This is a genomic window from Micrococcus sp. TCR-5 (assembly GCF_052220525.1).
GTDB lineage: Bacteria > Actinomycetota > Actinomycetes > Actinomycetales > Micrococcaceae > Micrococcus > Micrococcus luteus.
Genome location: NZ_JBQPDO010000001.1, coordinates 190068 through 209234 on the forward strand (window position 1 = coordinate 190068; position 19167 = coordinate 209234).

The following is a 19167-nucleotide window of genomic DNA, read 5'->3' on the forward strand; positions in this document are numbered from 1 at the left end:
GGGCGTCAGGCCAGCTTCAGTGCGGCGTCCGTGACGGTGCGGACCTCGTCCAGCAGCGCCGGGTCGTCGTTGAGCGTGTGGCCCAGGGACGGGATGAGCTCCTTGAGCGTGCCGTCCCAGCCGGCCATCTTCGCGGGGAAGCAGCGCTCGAGCAGCTTCACCATGATGGGGGCCGCGGTGGAGGCGCCCGGCGAGGCGCCGAGCAGGCCGCCGAGCGAGCCGTCCGCGTGCGTGACGACCTCGGTGCCGAACTGCAGGACGCCGCCGAAGCGGCCCTTGCGCTTCATCACCTGCACGCGCTGGCCCGCGGTGATCAGCTCCCACTCGCCGCCGTCGGCCTCCGGGTAGAACTCGTGCAGCGCGTCGATCTTCTTGTCCCGGGACTTCAGCACCTCGGTCACGAGGTACTTGGTCAGGTCCATGTTGTCCTTGGCCACGTCCAGCATCGTGCTGAGGTTGTGCGGGCGCACGGACAGCGGCAGGTCCAGGTAGGAGCCGGTCTTGAGGAAGTTCGTGGAGAACCCGGCGTAGGGGCCGAACAGCAGGGAGCGCTTGCCGTTGACGAAGCGGGTGTCCAGGTGGGGCACGGACATCGGCGGGGCGCCGACGGCGGCCTGGCCGTACACCTTGGCCATGTGCTGGTTGACCACGGACTCGTCCGTGCAGCGCAGGAACTGGCCGGAGACCGGGAAGCCGCCGAAGCCCTTGGCCTCGGGGATGCCGGACTTCTGCAGCAGGGGCAGGGCGCCGCCGCCGGCACCGACGAAGACGAAGCGGGCGCGGTCCACGAGCTCGGAGCCGGCGGCCTTGTTCTTGACCTTGACCTCCCAGCGGCCGTCCGTGCCGCGGGTGAGGCCGGTGACCTTGTGACCGAAGCGCACCTCGGCGCCGGCGCCGGCCATGGCCGTGATGAGCTGGCGGGTGAGGGAGCCGAAGTCGACGTCGGTGCCGCCGGTGTTGCGGGACGCCGCCAGGCGCTGGCCCGGCTCACGGCCCTCGATCAGCAGCGGGGCCCAGGCACGGATCTGCTCCGGGTCCTCGCTGTGCTCCATGCCGGCGAACAGCGGCTGGGCGGACATGGCCTCATAGCGGGTGCGGAGGTAGTCCGCGTGGTCGTCACCCCACACGAAGGACATGTGCGGCAGCGGGTTGATGAAGGACTTGGGGTCCTTGAGCGTGCCGTCCGCCACCAGGGAGGACCAGAACTGGCGGGTGGTCCAGAACTGCTCGTTGATGCCCAGCGCCTTGGTGACGTCCACCCGTCCGTTCTTGTCCATGGGCGAGTAGTTCAGCTCGCACAGGGCGGCGTGGCCGGTGCCCGCGTTGTTCCACGGGTCGGAGGACTCCAGGCCGGCCTGATCGAGGCTCTCGTACAGGGCGATGGACCAGGTGGGCTCGAGCTTCTGCAGCAGCACGCCCAGGGTGGCGCTCATGATGCCGCCGCCGATCAGGACGACGTCGTGGGTGGCGGTGGACGAGGTGGTGGGCACGGTCAACTCCTGAAGCAGAACGACGGCGGGTGGGCGCAGTGCGACCAGGCCGAGCAGTGGCGGTCGGGCCGGGCGCCGTGATCTCCCACTGTACTACCGGTGCGTTCAGCCTTCGGTCAGCCTGACGCGCGAGAAGGGCTCGTCCAGCTGCGGCGACGTCGGGTAGGAGGCCACGCGCGGGCCGGTGGCCAGGGCCGAGATCGGATAGACCAGCGGCAGCGCCGGCAGGTCGAGGGCCATGGCCCGGACGACGCGGCGGAACAGGGCGCGGCGTGTGTCGTCGTCGGTCTCGGCCGCCGCCGCGTCCACGTCCTCGACGACGCGCGGGTTGCGGTAGCCGGTCTCGGCGCGGCCCGAGCGCGCGAAGGGCTCGAGGAACGCGTGCGGGTCTCGGTAGTCGCCGGTGCGGCCCATCAGGTGCAGGGCTCGGGTGGGTCGGGAGACGACGGCGTGCAGGTAGTCCTGGTCCTCCGGCACGGGCACGGGCACGATGTGCATCCCCACCGCGCCGAGGTCGCGGGCGACCATCGCGTAGACCCGCTCAGGCTCGGGCAGGGAGGGACGGGCCGTGCCGGCCGGGTAGAGGAACTCCAACGGCTCCCCGTCGTATCCCGCCAGGCCGAGGAACTCGCGGGCCCGGCCCGGGTTGACGTCGTAGCGCCGAGCCTCCTCGTCGCCGACGCCGAGGGACGGGGGGACGAGGTCGTGGGCCAGGCGGGTGCCCTCGAGGAAGACGTCGCTGCCGGCGATGCGCGGGCGGTCCACCGCGTACGCGATCGCCTGGCGCAGGTACTGCGCGTGCACGAGCGGATGGTCCAGGTTCATGCCCACGTAGAGCACGCCCAGGGGGTCCCGGGGCAGCACCTGGGTGCCGGCCTCGACGAGGGGGCGCAGCTGGCCGGGGGCGACGACGTCGATCACGTCCGCCGTGCCGCGCCGCAGCTCCCGCAGGCGCACGGAGGCCCGACCCCACGCCTGCACGGCCACCGGATGCGCCGCCGGATCGGAGCCGCGGTGGCGGGCGCTGGGGACCAGGAACGTTGCGCCCGAGGCACCCGGGTGGGCGCGCGTGAGCTCGGCGGTCTCCGCGGCGTCGGCCCAGCGGTAGGGGCCGGTGCCGGCGGGGGTGGTGACCTCGGAGCCGTCCACGTCGACCGTGCGGTCCCACGAGGCCGGCGAGGAGATCGCGAAGGCCGGCGAGGCCAGCGCGGCCGCGAGGTGACGGCGCGGGGAGTGCAGGCGCAGCCGCACCTCGAGCTCTCCGTGCGCCTCGACGCCGGCGAAGGCGGAGTCCGCGTCCCCGGCGTATCCGCCGAAGGCCGAGACGAACGAGGAGGGCGGGGAGACGGTCCCGTCCACGGGCGCAGGTGCGGCGGCCCACCGCTCGATGTTCGCGACCACGGCGGCGGCATCGCACGGCTCGCCGTCGTCGAACACCACCCCGGAGACCAGGTGGAACGTGTGGAGGCGGCCGCCGTCGGACTCCTCGTGCCGCTCGGCGAGGCGGGGCGTGGGGGCGCCGGTGTCCGCGTCCACGCCGAGCAGCGTCTCGAAGACCTGGCGGATCAGACGGAAGGACTCGACGTCCAGCGCGCGGGCCGGGTCCCGCGTCAGCGCCCGCGCCGGGGCGCCGACCACGAGCAGCCGGCCCGGGCCCGAGGAGCTCGGGGCGGCCGAGGACGGCGCCGCGGGCGACGTCGTGCAGCCGGCCACGCCCAGGCCGAGCAGGCCCAGGCCCCCGCCGAGGAAGGCGCGGCGAGTGGGCTGCATGGCGGCCTCCTCTGGCAGGTGACGTCGGGGTCGGGCGGGCCCGGGGAGTGCGGGCGGGGGGACTCGAACCCCCACGTCCAGGACACTGGAACCTAAATCCAGCGCGTCTACCAGTTCCGCCACGCCCGCGCACACCCCGCGCGGGCGGGGCGAGGCCCGATCCTACCGTGCGGCGCCCGGGCGCGGCGGGCGCGGATCAGGCCTCGTCGAGGCCGAGGGTGCGGCGCAGTCGGGCCACGTGGCCGGTCGCCTTCACGTTGTACTGCGCGTGGGTGACCTTCCCGTCCGGGCCGACGACGATCGTGGAGCGGATCAGACCCTCGAAGGTCCGCCCGTAGTTCTTCTTCTCACCCCAGGCGCCGTAGGCCTCGGCCACCGCGTGGTCCTCGTCCGAGAGCAGGGGGAACGTCAGGCCCTCCTGCTCGGCGAACCGGATGATCTTGCCGATCGGGTCGGGGGAGATCCCCAGGACGACGTAGCCGGCCGCGGTCAGGGAGGCGAGGCTGTCCCGGAAGTCGCAGGCCTGCGTGGTGCAGCCGGGCGTGGACGCGGCCGGGTAGAAGTAGACGATCGTGTGCTTGCCCGCGCTGTCGCGCAGCGAGACGGGCCGGCCCTCCTGGTCCTGGAGGGTGAACGCGGGTGCCGTGTCGCCGGGCTGGAGGCGGTGCTGGGTCGTGTCGGTCATGGGCCCCAGCCTACGGTGGGCCCGGGCGGGGAGCGGGGACGACGCAGGCCCCGTCTCCGTGGAGACGGGGCCTTCGCTTCGGTGGGTGCACCCCCCGGGACTCGAACCCGGAACCTGCTGATTAAGAGTCAGATGCTCTACCGGTTGAGCTAGAGGTGCAGGTGCCGCACCGCCTCTCGGATCTCTCCGGTGCGCCGTGCAACGAGGTGAAACCCTACCAGGGGTTTCAGACGCCGTGCAAATCGGGGGGCGTGACGTCCGTCGCGTCCGTCTCCGGGGTCGCGTAGAGGCGGTCCAGTTCGTCCATGAAGGCGGTCATGAAGGCGTGGAAGTCGGTGGCGTCCTCGGCCTGGTCGAGCTCCGCGGTGCCGTCCTCCGTGAGGTCGCCCACCGGCACCCGCGTGTGCTCCGGGACGTCGAACCACGTCCGGAAGCCCGTGACGGTCTCCACCTGATAGCCGCTGCCCGTGTCCGCCACGGTGGCCACGTTGGCCAGGCCCACCTCGACGACGTCGGCGCGGTCCGCGGAGGCCTCGGTCACCGGGCCGTGCGGGTCGTCCTCGGCCACGCCCGGCGCGCGGCGGTCGTGGTCGTCCGGGGTGGAGGTGGGGTCGAACGGGCACAGCAGCATCTCGAGCGGCTGGTGGCGGTAGCCGATCACGAGGGGGGAGGAGGAGCCCGAGGGCTGGCCGTAGACGACGTTGTAGTCGCCGTGGTTGAACACGCGCGCATCGAAGACGCGGCGCAGCCGTCTGTGCAGGGTGGGCGTGTCCATGGGCCCAACGTACGCGGACCCGTCCGCACGTGTCATGCCGCGGCACCCGTCACACGGGGACGTCGCGTCGGCCCGGTGGCGCCGTGCTCACTAGACTCCGCGGCATGGACTCCGCCGCGTCGACTCCCAGCACCCCGTCCGCCGCTCCCGACATCAAGCCGCGCTCGCGCGACGTCACCGACGGGATGGAGCGCACCGCCGCCCGCGGCATGCTCCGCGCGGTCGGCATGGGGGACGAGGACTTCGGCAAGCCGCAGATCGGCATCGCGTCGTCCTGGAACGAGATCACCCCCTGCAACCTCTCCCTGGACCGCCTCGCCCAGGCCTCGAAGGACGGCGTCCACGCCGCCGGTGGATATCCGCTGGAGTTCGGCACGGTCTCCGTCTCGGACGGCATCTCCATGGGCCACGAGGGCATGCACTTCTCCCTCGTCTCCCGCGAGGTGATCGCGGACTCGGTGGAGACCGTGATGATGGCCGAGCGCCTGGACGGCTCCGTCCTGCTCGCCGGCTGCGACAAGTCGCTGCCGGGCATGCTCATGGCCGCCGCCCGCCTGGACCTGGCGTCCGTGTTCGTCTACGCAGGCTCGATCATGCCGGGCGTGGCCCGCCTGACCGACGGCACCGAGAGGCAGGTGACCATCATCGACGCCTTCGAGGCGGTCGGCGCCTGCGCCCGCGGTCTCATGTCCGAGGAGGACCTGCTCCGCATCGAGAAGTCCATCGCCCCGGGTGAGGGCGCCTGCGGCGGCATGTACACCGCCAACACCATGGCCTCCATCGGTGAGGCCCTCGGCATGTCCCTGCCCGGTTCCGCCGCCGCCCCCTCCGCGGACCGCCGCCGCGACGCCTTCGCGCGCCGCTCCGGCAAGGCCGTGGTGAACATGCTCCGCCAGGGCATCACGGCCCGGGACATCATGACCAAGCCCGCGTTCGAGAACGCGATCGCCGTGACCATGGCGTTCGGCGGCTCCACCAACGCCGTGCTGCACCTGCTCGCCATCGCCCGGGAGGCGGGCGTGGACCTGCAGCTGTCCGACTTCAACCGCATCGCCGACCGCACCCCGCACATCGCCGACCTCAAGCCGTTCGGTCAGTACGTCATGACGGACGTGGACCGCATCGGCGGCGTCCCGGTGGTCATGAAGGCCCTGCTGGACGAGGGCCTGCTGCACGGGGACACCCTCACCGTCACCGGCAAGACCCTCGCCGAGAACCTGGCCGCGCTCGATCCGGACCCGGTGGACGGCAAGGTCATCCGGACCATGGACGACGCGATGCACCCCAACGGCGGCATCGCGATCCTCCACGGCTCGCTGGCCCCGGAGGGCGCTGTCGTGAAGTCCGCCGGCTTCGATGCGGACGTCTTCGAGGGCACCGCGCGCGTCTTCGACCGGGAGCGCGCCGCCATGGACGCCCTCGAGGACGGGACCATCGCCGCCGGCGACGTGGTGGTCATCCGCTATGAGGGGCCGAAGGGCGGCCCGGGCATGCGCGAGATGCTCGCGATCACCGGCGCGATCAAGGGGGCGGGTCTGGGCAAGGACGTCCTGCTGATCACCGACGGGCGCTTCTCCGGCGGCACCACCGGCCTGTGCATCGGCCACATCGCCCCCGAGGCCGCCGAGGGAGGGCCGATCGGGCTGGTGCAGGACGGCGACCGCATCCGCGTGGACATCGCCGGACGCACCATGGACCTGCTCGTGGACGAGGCCGAGCTCGCCGCCCGCCGCGAGTCCTGGGAGCCGGTGGAGCCGAAGTTCACCACGGGCGTGCTGGGCAAGTACGCCAAGCTGGTGCACTCCGCCGCCGAGGGTGCCTACCTGGGCTGAGGCCCGGTCGGCCTGCACGCCGAGACGAGCAGAGGATGAGCATGCACGCGATCGACGCCCGGGCCGGGGGACCCGCGCCTCGTCCCGGGCGGGAGGCGCGCTGATGGAGGTCGTCATCCTGCCCGACGCCGCCGCCCTGGGCCGGCACGGCGCGGACGCGGTGGCCGCCCACGTGGCGGCCCGTCCCGAGGCCGTCCTGGGGCTGGCCACCGGCTCCTCGCCGCTGCCCGTCTACGACGAGCTCGCCCGCCGGGTCCGGGACGGGGAGCTGTCCCTGCGCTCCTGCCGCGCGTTCCTGTTGGACGAGTACGTCGGCCTGCCCGCGGGACACCCCGAGTCCTACCGCACCGTGATCGAGCGGGAGTTCGTCGCGCGCACGGACATCGCCCCGGAGGCCGTGCACGGTCCGGACGGCGGGGCGGCGGACGTCCCGGGCGCCTGCGCCGCCTACGAGGAGGCGCTGCGCGAGGCCGGCGGCGTGGACGTGCAGCTGCTCGGCGTGGGCACGGACGGGCACATCGCGTTCAACGAGCCCGGCTCCTCCCTCGCCTCCCGCACGCGCATCAAGGTGCTCGCCGAGCAGACCCGGCGGGACAACGCCCGCTTCTTCGACGGCGACCTCGACCAGGTCCCGACCCACTGCCTCACCCAGGGCGTGGGCACGATCCTCGACGCCCGACACCTGGTCCTGCTGGCCCGGGGCGAGGGCAAGGCCGAGGCGGTGCGGCAGCTCGTGGAGGGCCCCGTGAGCGCCCGCTGGCCGGTCACCGCCCTGCAGCTGCACCCGCACGTGACCGTCCTCGTGGACGACGCCGCCGCCGGGCGGCTCGAGCTCGCGGGGGACTACCGCCACATGTGGGAGGCCAAGCCGCGCTGGCAGGGCCTCTGAGCGTCACCCGTCCGCCGATCCACCCACCCCAGGAGGCCGCCGTGCCCGACCCGCACCCCGCCCCGCCGCGCGTCGAGCCGGCGACCCCGCCGGCCGACGTGCCGCCGTCGGTGCTGCGAGCGGACCGCGTCCACGACGGCGAGCGCCTCGGCGGCCCCGGCTGGATCGCCCTGGCGGAGGGCCGGGTCACGGCGGTCGGGGCCGGGGACCCGCCGCGCACCCACGGCCCCGTCCACGAGCTCGGCGACGCCCTGCTCGCGCCCGGCTGCGTGGACGTGCACTGCCACGGCGGCGGCGGGCACGCCGTCGAGTCCGGTCCGGACGCGGCCCGCGCGGCGGCCGCGGCGCACGCCCGCGCCGGCACGACCACGGTGGTGGCCTCCCTCGTCACGGACGAGGTCGACGCGCTCGTCGCGCAGCTGACGGCCCTGGCGCCCCTGCGCGCGGAGGGCGTCCTGGCCGGCGTGCACCTCGAGGGCCCTTGGCTCTCGCCCCTGCACCGCGGCGCGCACCGGGCCGCGTCCCTGCGGGCTCCGGAGCCCGAGGACGTCGCGCGCCTCGTCGAGGCCGGCGCGGGCAGCCTCGCGATGGTGACGCTGGCCCCCGAGCTGCCGGGCGCCCTCGACGCGGTGGGCCGGCTGGCGGAGGCGGGCGTCCTCGTCGCGATCGGCCACACCGACGCGTCCTACGAGGTCACGCGCGCGGCGATCGAGGCGGGCGCGCGGATGGCCACCCACCTGCACAACGCGTGCCGGCCCGCCCACCACCGTGAGCCCGGGCCCGCCGTCGCCCTGCTGGAGGACCCGCGCGTGGGGATCGAGACCATCGTGGACGGCGTCCACCTGCACGCGGCCACGGTGCGGCGGGTCGCCCGGGAGGCCGGGGAGCGGTGGATCCTCGTCTCGGACGCGATGGCCGCCGCCGGCTGCGGCGACGGCGACTTCTCCCTCGGACCCCTGCGGGCCCGGGTCCACGACGGCGTCGCGCGGGTGGTCGGCGCGGATGGCGCAGCCGGGGCCATCGCCGGGTCCACGGCCACGGTCGCCGGCTCGGTGCGCTCCGCCGTCGCCGCCGGGGTCGACCTCGACGCCGCGCTGCGGGCGGCGACGGCCGCGCCCGCGGACGCCCTGGGGCTTCCCGACGTCGGCCGGCTCCGAGCCGGGAGCCGAGCGGACGCCGTCGTCTTCGGCCCGGAGCTCGAGGTGCGCGGGGTGCTCCGTCACGGAGCGTGGGTGGAGGCGGCCGCCCCCGCGGCGGCTGACTAGGGTGGGCTCAGGCCCGGGATCCGATCCCGACCGCCCGGTCGTCTCACGATGTGACGCTTTATCTCACATTGCGAGACAGGCGGGTGGTCGATGGCGGGCGGGGCGCACGGCTGTCGATACTGAGACCACCCCCGAAGGACCCGGCGGCCCGTGTCCCCACCTCAGACTCCGCCACGCCGGCCCGATCCGTCATCGACGCGGCCACGGTCCCCGACGCCCGACGGATCCGAACGACGACCGTCCGACGCCCCCGCGACGGACACGCAGCGACGAACGCAGTGAGGTGACCCCATGAGCACGACCCCCCGCGACGCCCGCGCGGCGGTCCCGCAGGTCCCGACGCCGGCCTCCCGCCCGACGGAGACGGCCCGGGTCCAGGAGCGCCGTCCGGCCCCTCGGCCCGAGATCGTCGAGCCGCGGGTGCCCGGCGAGGGCTCCCGCGTCGAGCCGACCCGGATGACCGGCTCCGAGGGCATCATCCGCTCCCTGGAGGAGCTGGGGGTCACGGACGTGTTCGGGCTGCCCGGCGGTGCCATCCTGCCGACCTACGACCCGCTCATGGACTCCGATCGGATCCGCCACATCCTGGTGCGCCACGAACAGGGCGCCGGTCACGCGGCGCAGGGCTACCACCTGGCCACCGGCAAGGTCGGCGTGGCCATCGCCACCTCCGGTCCCGGCGCCACCAACCTGGTGACCGCCATCGCGGACGCCCACATGGACTCCCAGGCGGTCGTGTTCATCACCGGCCAGGTCTCCTCCGCCGCGATCGGCACGGATGCCTTCCAGGAGGCGGACATCGTGGGCATCACGATGCCCATCACCAAGCACTCCCGGCTCGTGACCCGGCCCGAGGACATCCCCCAGGCCCTCGCCGAGGCGTTCCACATCGCCGCCACGGGCCGGCCCGGGCCCGTGCTCGTGGACGTCACCAAGGACGCCCAGCAGGGCGAGTTCGAGTTCGCGTGGCCGCCCCGGATCGACCTGCCCGGCTACCGCCCCGTCCTGCGCGGCCACCCCCGGCAGATCCGCGAGGCCGCCCGGCTGATCCGCGAGGCCCGGCGCCCCGTGCTGTATGCGGGCGGCGGCGTGGCCCGCGGCGAGGCCCACGAGGAGCTGCGCGCCCTCGCCGAGCTCACGGGCGCCCCGGTGGTCACCACCCTCACCGCCCGCGGCGTCTTCCCCGACTCGCACCCCCAGCACCTGGGCATGCCGGGCATGCACGGCGGCGTCCCCGCCGTGGCCGCGCTCCAGCAGGCCGACCTGCTGATCACGCTCGGCGCCCGCTTCGACGACCGCGTGACCGGTCACCTGCCCTCGTTCGCCCCCGGCGCCCGCGTGATCCACGCGGACATCGACCCGGCCGAGATCTCCAAGAACCGCACCGCGGACGTGCCGATCGTCGGCCACGTCAAGGAGATCATCCCGGACCTGGTGGCCGAGCTCGCGACGGACCCCGAGGCGCTGCCCGACCTCGCCGACTGGTGGGCGGTGCTGCGGCGCCTGCAGGACACCTACCCGATGGGCTGGACCGAGACCGAGGACGGCCTCCTCGCGCCCCAGGAGGTGATCTCGCGTCTGTCGGCCCTGTCCGGTCCCGAGGCCACCTACGTGGCCGGCGTCGGCCAGCACCAGATGTGGGCCAGCCAGTTCGTCGCCTACGAGCGTCCGCGCCAGTGGCTCAACTCGGCCGGCCTCGGAACGATGGGCTTCGCCGTCCCCGCCGCGATGGGGGCGCAGGTGGGCGAACCCGACCGCGTGGTCTGGGCCATCGACGGCGACGGCTGCTTCCAGATGACCAACCAGGAGCTCGCCACGTGCGTGATCAACCGCATCCCCATCAAGATCGCGGTGATCAACAACTCCTCGCTGGGCATGGTGCGCCAGTGGCAGACCCTCTTCTACGACGGGCGCTACTCGAACACGGACCTCAACACGGGCCATGACACCGCCCGGGTGCCGGACTTCGTCAAGCTCGCCGACGCCTACGGCGCCGCGGGCCTGCGCTGCGACCGCCGGGAGGACCTGGACGACACCATCCGGCAGGCCCTCGCCATCGACGACCGCCCCGTGATCGTGGACTTCGTGGTCTCCCGTGACGCCATGGTCTGGCCGATGGTCCCCGCGGGGGTCAGCAACGACGCGATCCAGGTGGCCCGGGGCATGACGCCCGACTGGGACCAGGAAGACTGAGGAGGGCAACCGATGGAACGCCACACCCTGTCCGTGCTCGTCGAGGACGTGCCCGGCACCCTGACCCGCGTGGCCGGCCTCTTCGCCCGGCGCGCGTTCAACATCCACTCGCTGGCCGTGGGCGTCACGGAGGTCGAGGGCCTGTCCCGGATCACCGTGGTCGTCGACGCCGACACGGACCTGCTCGAGCAGGTCACCAAGCAGCTGAACAAGCTGATCAACGTGATCAAGGTCGTCGAGCTCACGCCCGACTCCTCCGTTCAGCGCGACCACCTGCTCGTGAAGGTGCGCGCCGATGCCGCCACCCGCGGTCAGGTCGTCCAGGCGGCCGACCTGTTCCGCGCCCACGTCGTCGACGTGGCCCCGGAGTCCCTGACCCTCGAGGCCACCGGCACCCGTGACAAGCTCGAGGCCTTCCTCGAGATGATGGAGCCCTACGGCGTGCGTGAGCTCGTCCGCTCGGGCACCCTCGCCCTCGCCCGGGGGCCGCGGTCCATGACCGACCGCGCCCTGGCCCGCTGACCCGTCCCGATCCACCCATCCCGTGAGGAGAACAGCATGACCGTGAAGAAGTTCTACGACGACGACGCCGACCTGTCGATCATCCAGGGCCGCACCGTGGCCGTCATCGGCTACGGCTCCCAGGGCCACGCCCACGCCCTGTCGCTGCGCGACTCCGGCGTGGACGTGCGCATCGGCCTCGCCGAGGGCTCCAAGTCCCGCGCCAAGGCCGAGGCCGAGGGCCTGCGCGTCGTCGACGTCGCCACCGCCGCCGCCGAGGCCGACCTGATCATGATCCTCACCCCGGACCAGGTCCAGGCCGACGTGTACGACCAGCACATCGCCGGCAACCTGCAGGAGGGCGACGCCCTCTTCTTCGCGCACGGCTTCAACGTGCGCTTCGGCTACATCCAGGCCCCCGAGGGCGTCGACGTCGCCCTGGTCGCCCCCAAGGGCCCGGGCCACGTGGTGCGCCGCGAGTTCGAGGCCGGCCGCGGCGTGCCCGCGCTGATCGCCGTCGAGAAGGACGCCTCCGGCCAGGCCCACGCCCTCGCCCTGTCCTACGCCAAGGCCGTGGGCGGCACCCGCGCCGGCGTCATCGAGACGACCTTCACCGAGGAGACCGAGACCGACCTGTTCGGCGAGCAGGCCGTGCTCTGCGGCGGCGCCTCCCAGCTCGTGCAGTACGGCTTCGAGACCCTCACCGAGGCCGGCTACCAGCCCGAGATCGCCTACTTCGAGGTGCTGCACGAGCTGAAGCTCATCGTCGACCTCATGGTCGAGGGCGGCATCGCCAAGCAGCGCTGGTCCATCTCCGACACCGCGGAGTACGGCGACTACGTCTCCGGCCCCCGCGTCATCACCCCCGACGTGAAGGAGAACATGAAGGCGGTCCTCGCCGACATCCAGTCCGGCGCCTTCGCGCAGCGCTTCATGGACGACCAGAAGGCCGGTGCGCCCGAGTTCAAGGAGCTGCGCGCCCGGGGCGAGGCCCACCCGATCGAGAAGACCGGCCGCGAGCTGCGCCAGATGTTCTCCTGGCTCAAGGACGCGGACGACGACTACACCGAGGGCACGGCGGCCCGCTGAGCCGCCTGAGCCCCCGACGCCGGCCCCGGGCATCGCGCTTCGGGGCCGGCGTCGCATTCCGGCCACGGTCCGGTCACGCGTCTAGGCTCGGACCGGAGCGCGGGCCGGCCCGCCTTCCATCCCACCGCACCACACCTCCAGGAGCACCCGTGAGCGCAGCCCAGCCCGTCGTCCTGATCGCCGAGGAACTCTCGCCCGCCACCGTCGAGGCCCTCGGCCCCGACTTCGAGATCCGCCGCACGGACGGCGCCGACCGCGCCCGCCTCCTCGAGGACCTGCGCGACGTCGACGCGGTGCTGATCCGCTCGGCCACCCAGATGGACGCCGAGGCGATCGCCGCCGCGCCGCAGCTGAAGGTCATCGCGCGCGCCGGCGTCGGACTGGACAACGTGGACGTGCCCGCCGCCACCGAGGCCGGCGTCATGGTCGTCAACGCGCCGACGTCGAACATCATCTCCGCCGCCGAGCTCACCTGCGGCCACATCCTGGCCGCCGCCCGCAACATCGCGGCCGCCCACGGCTCGCTGAAGGCGGGGGAGTGGAAGCGTTCGAAGTACACGGGCGTCGAGCTCTACGGCAAGCGGCTGGGCGTGATCGGCCTGGGCCGCATCGGCGCGCTCGTGGCCGAGCGCATGAAGGCGTTCGGCATGGAGATCCTCGCCTACGACCCCTACGTGACCACCGCCCGCGCGCAGCAGCTCGGCGCGAGCCTCGTCGAGCTGGACGAGCTGCTCGAGCGCGCCGACGTGGTGACGATCCACATGCCCAAGACCCCCGAGACGGTCGGCATGATCGGCGATGAGCAGTTCGCCCGCATGAAGGACACCGCGATCATCGTGAACGTGGCCCGCGGCGGCCTCGTGGACGAGGACGCCCTCGCCCGCGCGCTCGAGGCCGGGACCATCGGGGGCGCCGGCATCGACGTCTTCAGCTCCGAGCCGGCCACGGACCTGGCGTTCTTCGCGCACGACTCCGCCGTCGTCACCCCCCACCTGGGCGCCTCGACCGCCGAGGCCCAGGAGAAGGCGGGCGTCGCCGTCGCCGGCTCCGTGCGCCTGGCCCTCTCCGGCGAGCTCGTGCCGGACGCCGTGAACGTGGCCGGCGGCGCGATCCACGAGGACGTGCGCCCCGGTCTGCCGCTGGCCGAGAAGCTGGGCCGCGTGCTCACCGCGCTGGTGGGCGAGCAGTCCATCACGGCCGTCGAGGTGGAGATCGCCGGTGAGATCGCCGAGCACGACGTCTCCGCGATGCGCCTGGCCGCCCTGAAGGGCGTGTTCACGGACATCGTCTCGGACCAGGTCTCCTACGTGAACGCCCCCGTGCTGGCCGAGCAGCGCGGCGTCGAGTGCCGCCTCACCACCACCGCGGTGTCCGAGTCCTACCGCAACACCGTCACGGTGCGCGCCGCGACCGCGCAGGGCACCCAGACCGCCGTCACCGGAACGCTCACCGGCCCGCGCCAGGTGCAGAAGCTCGTCGGTGTGGACCGGCACGAGCTCGAGGTGCCGCTGGCCGACCACCTGCTCGTGTTCGCCTACCAGGACCGCCCGGGCGTGATCGGCGTCCTGGGCCAGGCCCTCGGGGTGCAGGGCGTGAACATCGCCGGCATGGACGTCTCGCGCGACGACGAGGGCGCCGCCCTGGCCGTGCTGACCCTGGACGGGGCGCTGTCCGGAGACACCACGGCCACGCTGGCCGCGGCCATCGGCGCCGCCCGTGCGGCCGAGGTGGACCTCTCCGTCTGACCCGTCGACGCCCGGGCGGGCATCGCGGGGCCGGCGCGCGTCGCCCTGTGTTGAGATGGTGTCCATGTCGCGTCCACCCGAGCCCCGCCCCGCACCCGCCCCGACCGCGCGCGCCGCAGCGGCCCGCCCCGCCACGCCTCCGGGTGTGCAGGGCCGCTGGGCCCGGCGCGCGGCGGGCGGGCTGATCGGCGTCAGTGTCCTGCTCGCCGCCTGGTCGTTCGCCCTCCCCTTCGTGTTCGGGCTGGGCCCGCGGCAGGTGCCGTGGTGGCGCGAGGTCTTCGACGTGAACCACGAGGCCAACCTCACGGCGTGGTGGAGCTCGGGCCTGCTCCTGCTGGGGGCCGCGGGCTTCACCACGGTGGGTCTCGTGCGCCGCGCGCTGGGGCGGACCGGCGGCGGAGCCTGCTCGCGTGGCTGACCCCCGCGGCCCTGCTGGCGGCCATGAGCCTGGACGAATCGACGCAGCTCCACGAGCAGGCCGGCCGGCTGTGGGAGGCCCTGCCGTTCGCGGGGGAGAACCCGCTGCCCGCGTTCCAGTGGCTGATCCTCGGCGCGCCGGCCGCGATCGTCGTCCTCGGGCTGCTCGCGCTGTGCACCGTCGCCCTGCCCCGCCGGACCCGAGCGCTGACGGTGGCGGGCGGCGCGGTGTTCTTCGTCGGCGCGATCGTCCTCGAGGCGGTGCCGCTCGTCTTCGGGATCGGGCGCAGCACCCTGGCCTACCACGTGGCGACGCACGCGGAGGAGCTGACCGAGATGATCGGGGCGTCCGTGCTCGTGGTGGCCCCGTGGGCCCACCTCCACCTGCGGCCTGCGCCGGGCCATCTGCAGGTGACCGCCGACGGCGTCCCGGACGCCGACGCGGACGACGTCGTCCTCGGCGCGGGCCCCAGGCCCGCCGCTAGACTCGACGACTGTGACTGACGCCCGCGCCCCGTACTACCTGACCACGGCCATCTCCTACCCGAACGGCGAGCCGCACATCGGCCACGCCTACGAGTACATCGCCTCGGACGCGATGGCCCGCTTCCAGCGGCTCGACGGGCGGGACGTGCGCTTCCTGACCGGCACGGACGAGCACGGCCAGAAGATGGAGCAGACGGCGCAGCAGCAGGGCGTGAGCGCCCTCGAGCTGGCCACGCGCAACGCCGCCGTCTTCAAGGAGATGGACGACGACGTCCTGGACATCTCCTACGACCGCTTCATCCGCACCACGGACACGGACCACGCCGAGGCCGTCCGCGAGATCTGGCGGCGGATGGAGGCCAACGGGGACATCTACCTCGGCTCCTACGCCGGCTGGTACTCCGTGCGGGACGAACGCTACTTCGGCGAGGACGAGACCGAGGTGGGTCAGGACGGGGTGCGCCGCGCCGTCGAGACCGGCACCGAGGTGACGTGGACGGAGGAGGAGTCCTATTTCTTCCGCCTGTCCAAGTACCAGCAGCCGCTGCTGGACCACTACCGCGAGCACCCGGACTTCGCCGCCCCCCGGTACCGCTTCAACGAGGTCATCCGCTTCGTGGAGGCCGGGCTCGAGGACCTGTCCATCTCCCGGACCTCCTTCCAGTGGGGCATCGACCTGCCGGCGCCCGCGGACCCCGACGCCGCCGACGCCGACCGGCGCGCCGACCACGTCACCTACGTCTGGGTCGACGCGTTGACGAACTACCTCACCGGCGCGGGCTGGCCGGCGGAGGACCCGGAGGCGTTCGCGCGCTACTGGCCGGCGGACCTGCACGTGATCGGCAAGGACATCTCCCGGTTCCACTGCATCTTCTGGCCCGCGTTCCTCATGTCGGCCGGCCTCGAGCTGCCGCGCCGCGTCATGATCCATGGCTTCCTGAACAACAACGGGGCCAAGATGTCCAAGTCCCTGGGCAACGTGGTGCACCCGCGGGAATGGGTGGCCCGGTACGGCCTGGACGCCATTCGCTTCTTCCTGCTGCGCGAGTTCCCGTTCGGCGCGGACGGCTCCTACAGCCACGAGGCCGTGGTGAGCCGCAAGAACGCGGACCTGGCCAACAACCTCGGCAACCTCGCCCAGCGCTCGCTGTCCATGGTGGCCAAGAACTGCGGCGCCGCCGTGCCCGAGCCGGGCGAGTTCACCGAGGCGGACCGCGCCGTCCTGGCCCAGGTCGACGCCCTGCTGGAGCGCTCCCGGTCCGCGTACGCGGTGCAGGACTTCCACGACGCGCTCGAGGAGACCTGGCGCGTGCTCGGTGAGATCAACGCCTACTTCGCGGACCAGGCCCCGTGGGTGCTGCGCAAGACGGACGAGCCGCGCATGCGCACGGTGCTGTACGTGACGTTGCAGGCCGTGCGCCGGGTGGCCCTGCTCGCGCAGCCGGTGATGCCCGGCTCGGCCTCGCGGCTGCTGGACCTGCTCGGCGTCCCCGCCGAGGGCGACGCCGGCCGCACCGGCGCGTCCGGCACCGGCCCGCGGTCCTTCGCCGCGTTCCACGAGGACCTGGTCCCCGGCACGCCGCTGCCCGCCCCGCAGCCGGTCTTCCCGCGGCACGAGGAGCCCGCCGAGGACTGAGCCCGTCCGGAGGGTGAGACCGGGTGTCACACGATGTGGTCCTCACGCGTGCCCCGCGTAGCCTGAGGGCCATGACCGAGACCACACGCAGCTCCGCAGACCCCTTGGACATCGCCGTCATCGGCGGCGACGGCATCGGCCCCGAGGTCACCGACCAGGCCGCCGCCGTCCTGCAGGCGGCGTTGCGTGCCGAGGGGCGTCCGGAGGCCCGGCTCACCCCGTATCCGCTGGGTGCGGAGCACTGGCTCGAGACCGGCGAGGCGCTCACGGACGAGGTCCTCGAGTCCCTGCGCCGCCACGACGCGATCCTGTTCGGGGCCGTCGGCGCCGCGCCCGGGGACGAGCGCATCCCGTCCGGGCTGATCGAGCGCGGCATGCTGCTCACGCTGCGCTTCGCGCTGGACCACGGCGTGAACCTGCGCCCGGCCACCCTGCTGCCCGGCGCCGTCAGCCCCCTGGCCGCGCCCGGCGAGATCGACTTCACCGTGGTGCGCGAGGGCACGGAGGGGCCGTACGTGGGCAACGGCGGTGCGATCCGCGTGGACACCCCGCACGAGATCGCCACGGAGGTCTCCGTGAACACGGCGTTCGGCGTGCGCCGCGTCGTCGAGGACGCCTTCCGTCGCGCCGACGCGGGCGAGCGCAAGCGCCTCACGCTCGTGCACAAGCACAACGTCCTGGTCCACGCCGGCCACCTGTGGCGCCGCACCGTGGAGTCCGTGGCGGCCGACTTCCCCGCGGTCACCTGGGACTACATGCACGTCGACGCCGCCATGATCTTCCTGGCGACGGACCCGGCCCGCTTCGACGTGATCGTGACGGACAACCTGTTCGGGGACATCATCACGGACCTCGCCGCGGCCGTGACCGGCGGCATCGGGCTCGCCGCCTCCGGCAACATCAACGTCGAGGGCACGGCGCCGTCGATGTTCGAGCCGGTCCACGGCTCCGCTCCGGACATCGCGGGCCAGGGGATCGCCGACCCCGTGGCCGCCATCCTCTCCGCCGCCCTGCTGCTCGAGCACGTGGGCGAGACCGGCGCCGCGGCGCGCGTGCGCACCGCGGTGTGGGCGCACCTGAAGGACCGGGTGGACGGCGCGCGGGGCACCACCGCCGAGGTGGGCGCCGACGTCGTCGCGCGGGTCTGACGCGCGGGCCCGGCGCGTCGACGCCGGGTCTAGGATGGGGCGACGGCCTGTGGCGTGTGCCACGCCCGGCGCCGTGGCCCCTGCGCGTCGTGCCCGGCACCGGAGCCGTCCCCATCCGTCACCCGTCACGAGGAGTGATCCCACCGTGTCCGAGACCGTGTTCACGCGGCAACCGCATCTGTCCCCGATGTCCGATCAGCAGCGCGTCGAGATCCTCCAGGACCCCGGTTTCGGCAACGTCTTCACGGACCACATGGTCTCGATCGACTGGACCTGGGACGAGGACGGCGGCGCGTGGCATGACGCCCGCGTGGAGCCCTACGGCCCGCTGTCCCTGGACCCCGCGGCCGCGGTGCTGCACTACGGCCAGGAGATCTTCGAGGGGCTGAAGGCCTACCGGCACGAGGACGGCTCGGTGTGGACGTTCCGCCCCGAGGCCAACGCCGCACGCCTGAACCGCTCCGCCCGCCGCCTGGCCCTGCCGGAGCTGCCCGAGGAGCTGTTCCTCGGCTCGCTGCGGGCCCAGCTCGAGGCGGACCGGGCCTGGGTGCCCACCGGCCCGGGCCAGTCCCTCTACCTGCGCCCCTTCATGTTCGCCTCCGAGGCGTTCCTCGGCGTCCGCCCGGCCCGGCAGGTGCGGTACATGGTGATCGCCTCGCCGGCCGGCAACTACTTCGGCGGCGAGCTCAAGCCGGTGACCATCTGGGTCTCGCGTGACTACGCCCGCGCCGGCAAGGGCGGCACGGGCGCGGCCAAGACCGGCGGCAACTACGCCGCCTCGCTGCTGCCCCAGCTGCAGGCCGCGGCGAAGGGCGCCGACCAGGTCGTGTTCCTCGACCAGTACCACGACGACGCGATCGAGGAGCTCGGCGGCATGAACGTCTTCTTCGTGCACGCCGACGGCCGCCTCGTCACCCCGGCACTCACCGGCACGATCCTCGAGGGCGTCACCCGCTCCTCGATCCTCCAGCTCGGCCGGGACATGGGCCTGACCGTCGAGGAGCGTCGCGTCACCCTCGCCGAGTGGGCCGAGGGCGTCCGCTCGGGCGAGATCACCGAGGTCTTCGCGTGCGGCACCGCCGCCGTCGTGACCCCGATCGGCCGTCTGCTCGACGGTGACGACGTGATCGAGTCCGCCGGCGGGACCGACGTGACCCTCAGGATCCGCGCCGAGCTCGAGGGCATCCAGACCGGGCGCGTCGAGGACCGCCACGGCTGGCTGCACCGCCTCGTCTGACCCCACCCC

The 19167-nt window shown here is 73.4% G+C and carries 16 protein-coding genes and 2 tRNA genes; 12 read left to right on the forward strand and 6 right to left on the reverse strand.

Features of this window, described 5'->3' with window-relative positions; genetic code table 11:
- Positions 1 to 5 precede the first annotated feature (5 nt).
- From ACTSKS_RS00890 to ACTSKS_RS00915, 6 genes are all read right to left on the reverse strand, one after another.
- On the reverse strand, positions 6 to 1496 hold the full coding sequence (locus ACTSKS_RS00890; protein ID WP_205805183.1) for a malate:quinone oxidoreductase: 1491 nt from the start codon (positions 1494 to 1496) through the stop codon (positions 6 to 8).
- 99 nt (positions 1497 to 1595) lie between these two features.
- The gene (locus ACTSKS_RS00895) at positions 1596 to 3260 is read right to left on the reverse strand and encodes an ABC transporter substrate-binding protein (protein ID WP_036312976.1); all 1665 of its coding nucleotides are present in this window, start codon (positions 3258 to 3260) and stop codon (positions 1596 to 1598) included.
- Positions 3261 to 3308: 48 nt separating this feature from the next.
- A tRNA-Leu gene (locus tag ACTSKS_RS00900) sits at positions 3309 to 3389 on the reverse strand.
- A gap of 67 nt (positions 3390 to 3456) precedes the next feature.
- Positions 3457 to 3945 carry a thioredoxin-dependent thiol peroxidase gene (gene bcp, locus ACTSKS_RS00905; RefSeq protein WP_010078986.1) on the reverse strand — a complete coding sequence of 163 codons (489 nt, stop codon included), beginning with the start codon at positions 3943 to 3945 and terminating at the stop codon, positions 3457 to 3459.
- An 86-nt stretch (positions 3946 to 4031) separates the two neighbouring features.
- Positions 4032 to 4104, reverse strand: a tRNA-Lys gene (locus ACTSKS_RS00910).
- 67 nt (positions 4105 to 4171) lie between these two features.
- The gene (locus ACTSKS_RS00915; RefSeq protein WP_036312973.1) at positions 4172 to 4720 is read right to left on the reverse strand and encodes a hypothetical protein; all 549 of its coding nucleotides are present in this window, start codon (positions 4718 to 4720) and stop codon (positions 4172 to 4174) included.
- Between the two features lie 104 nt (positions 4721 to 4824).
- Between ACTSKS_RS00915 and ilvD the strand changes: the two genes are divergently transcribed.
- The 12 genes from ilvD to ACTSKS_RS00975 all read left to right on the forward strand — a co-directional run bounded on the left by ilvD (position 4825) and on the right by ACTSKS_RS00975 (position 19158).
- Entirely contained in the window at positions 4825 to 6552 is a 1728-nt protein-coding gene (ilvD, locus tag ACTSKS_RS00920; RefSeq protein WP_036312970.1) for a dihydroxy-acid dehydratase, read from the forward strand.
- 103 nt (positions 6553 to 6655) lie between these two features.
- On the forward strand, positions 6656 to 7441 hold the full coding sequence (gene nagB / locus ACTSKS_RS00925) for a glucosamine-6-phosphate deaminase (protein ID WP_036312968.1): 786 nt from the start codon (positions 6656 to 6658) through the stop codon (positions 7439 to 7441).
- 110 nt (positions 7442 to 7551) lie between these two features.
- Positions 7552 to 8706, forward strand: coding sequence for an N-acetylglucosamine-6-phosphate deacetylase (locus ACTSKS_RS00930; protein WP_442927226.1), 1155 nt, complete (start codon positions 7552 to 7554; stop codon positions 8704 to 8706).
- A 291-nt stretch (positions 8707 to 8997) separates the two neighbouring features.
- Positions 8998 to 10899: an acetolactate synthase large subunit gene (locus ACTSKS_RS00935; RefSeq protein WP_041103197.1), complete on the forward strand. Its 1902-nt coding sequence runs from the start codon at positions 8998 to 9000 to the stop codon at positions 10897 to 10899.
- A gap of 12 nt (positions 10900 to 10911) precedes the next feature.
- Positions 10912 to 11421, forward strand: coding sequence for an acetolactate synthase small subunit (gene ilvN, locus ACTSKS_RS00940; RefSeq protein ID WP_002854209.1), 510 nt, complete (start codon positions 10912 to 10914; stop codon positions 11419 to 11421).
- A gap of 36 nt (positions 11422 to 11457) precedes the next feature.
- Positions 11458 to 12489: a ketol-acid reductoisomerase gene (gene ilvC, locus ACTSKS_RS00945; protein ID WP_010078979.1), complete on the forward strand. Its 1032-nt coding sequence runs from the start codon at positions 11458 to 11460 to the stop codon at positions 12487 to 12489.
- A gap of 149 nt (positions 12490 to 12638) precedes the next feature.
- A complete protein-coding gene (gene serA, locus ACTSKS_RS00950; protein WP_442927205.1) occupies positions 12639 to 14234 on the forward strand; it encodes a phosphoglycerate dehydrogenase in 1596 nt (531 codons plus the stop codon).
- Positions 14235 to 14298: 64 nt separating this feature from the next.
- The gene (locus ACTSKS_RS00955; RefSeq protein WP_223247527.1) at positions 14299 to 14652 is read left to right on the forward strand and encodes a hypothetical protein; all 354 of its coding nucleotides are present in this window, start codon (positions 14299 to 14301) and stop codon (positions 14650 to 14652) included.
- 23 nt (positions 14653 to 14675) lie between these two features.
- Positions 14676 to 15155 (forward strand): hypothetical protein, encoded by a 480-nt coding sequence (locus ACTSKS_RS00960; RefSeq protein WP_223247528.1) that lies wholly within the window; start codon positions 14676 to 14678, stop codon positions 15153 to 15155.
- The gene (metG, locus tag ACTSKS_RS00965) at positions 15148 to 16773 is read left to right on the forward strand and encodes a methionine--tRNA ligase (RefSeq protein WP_063190343.1); all 1626 of its coding nucleotides are present in this window, start codon (positions 15148 to 15150) and stop codon (positions 16771 to 16773) included. Before ACTSKS_RS00960 ends, metG begins: the two co-directional genes overlap by 8 nt.
- A 71-nt stretch (positions 16774 to 16844) precedes the next feature.
- Positions 16845 to 17921 (forward strand): 3-isopropylmalate dehydrogenase, encoded by a 1077-nt coding sequence (locus ACTSKS_RS00970; protein ID WP_442927206.1) that lies wholly within the window; start codon positions 16845 to 16847, stop codon positions 17919 to 17921.
- Between the two features lie 145 nt (positions 17922 to 18066).
- Positions 18067 to 19158 (forward strand): branched-chain amino acid aminotransferase, encoded by a 1092-nt coding sequence (locus tag ACTSKS_RS00975; RefSeq protein WP_122054196.1) that lies wholly within the window; start codon positions 18067 to 18069, stop codon positions 19156 to 19158.
- Positions 19159 to 19167 lie beyond the last annotated feature (9 nt).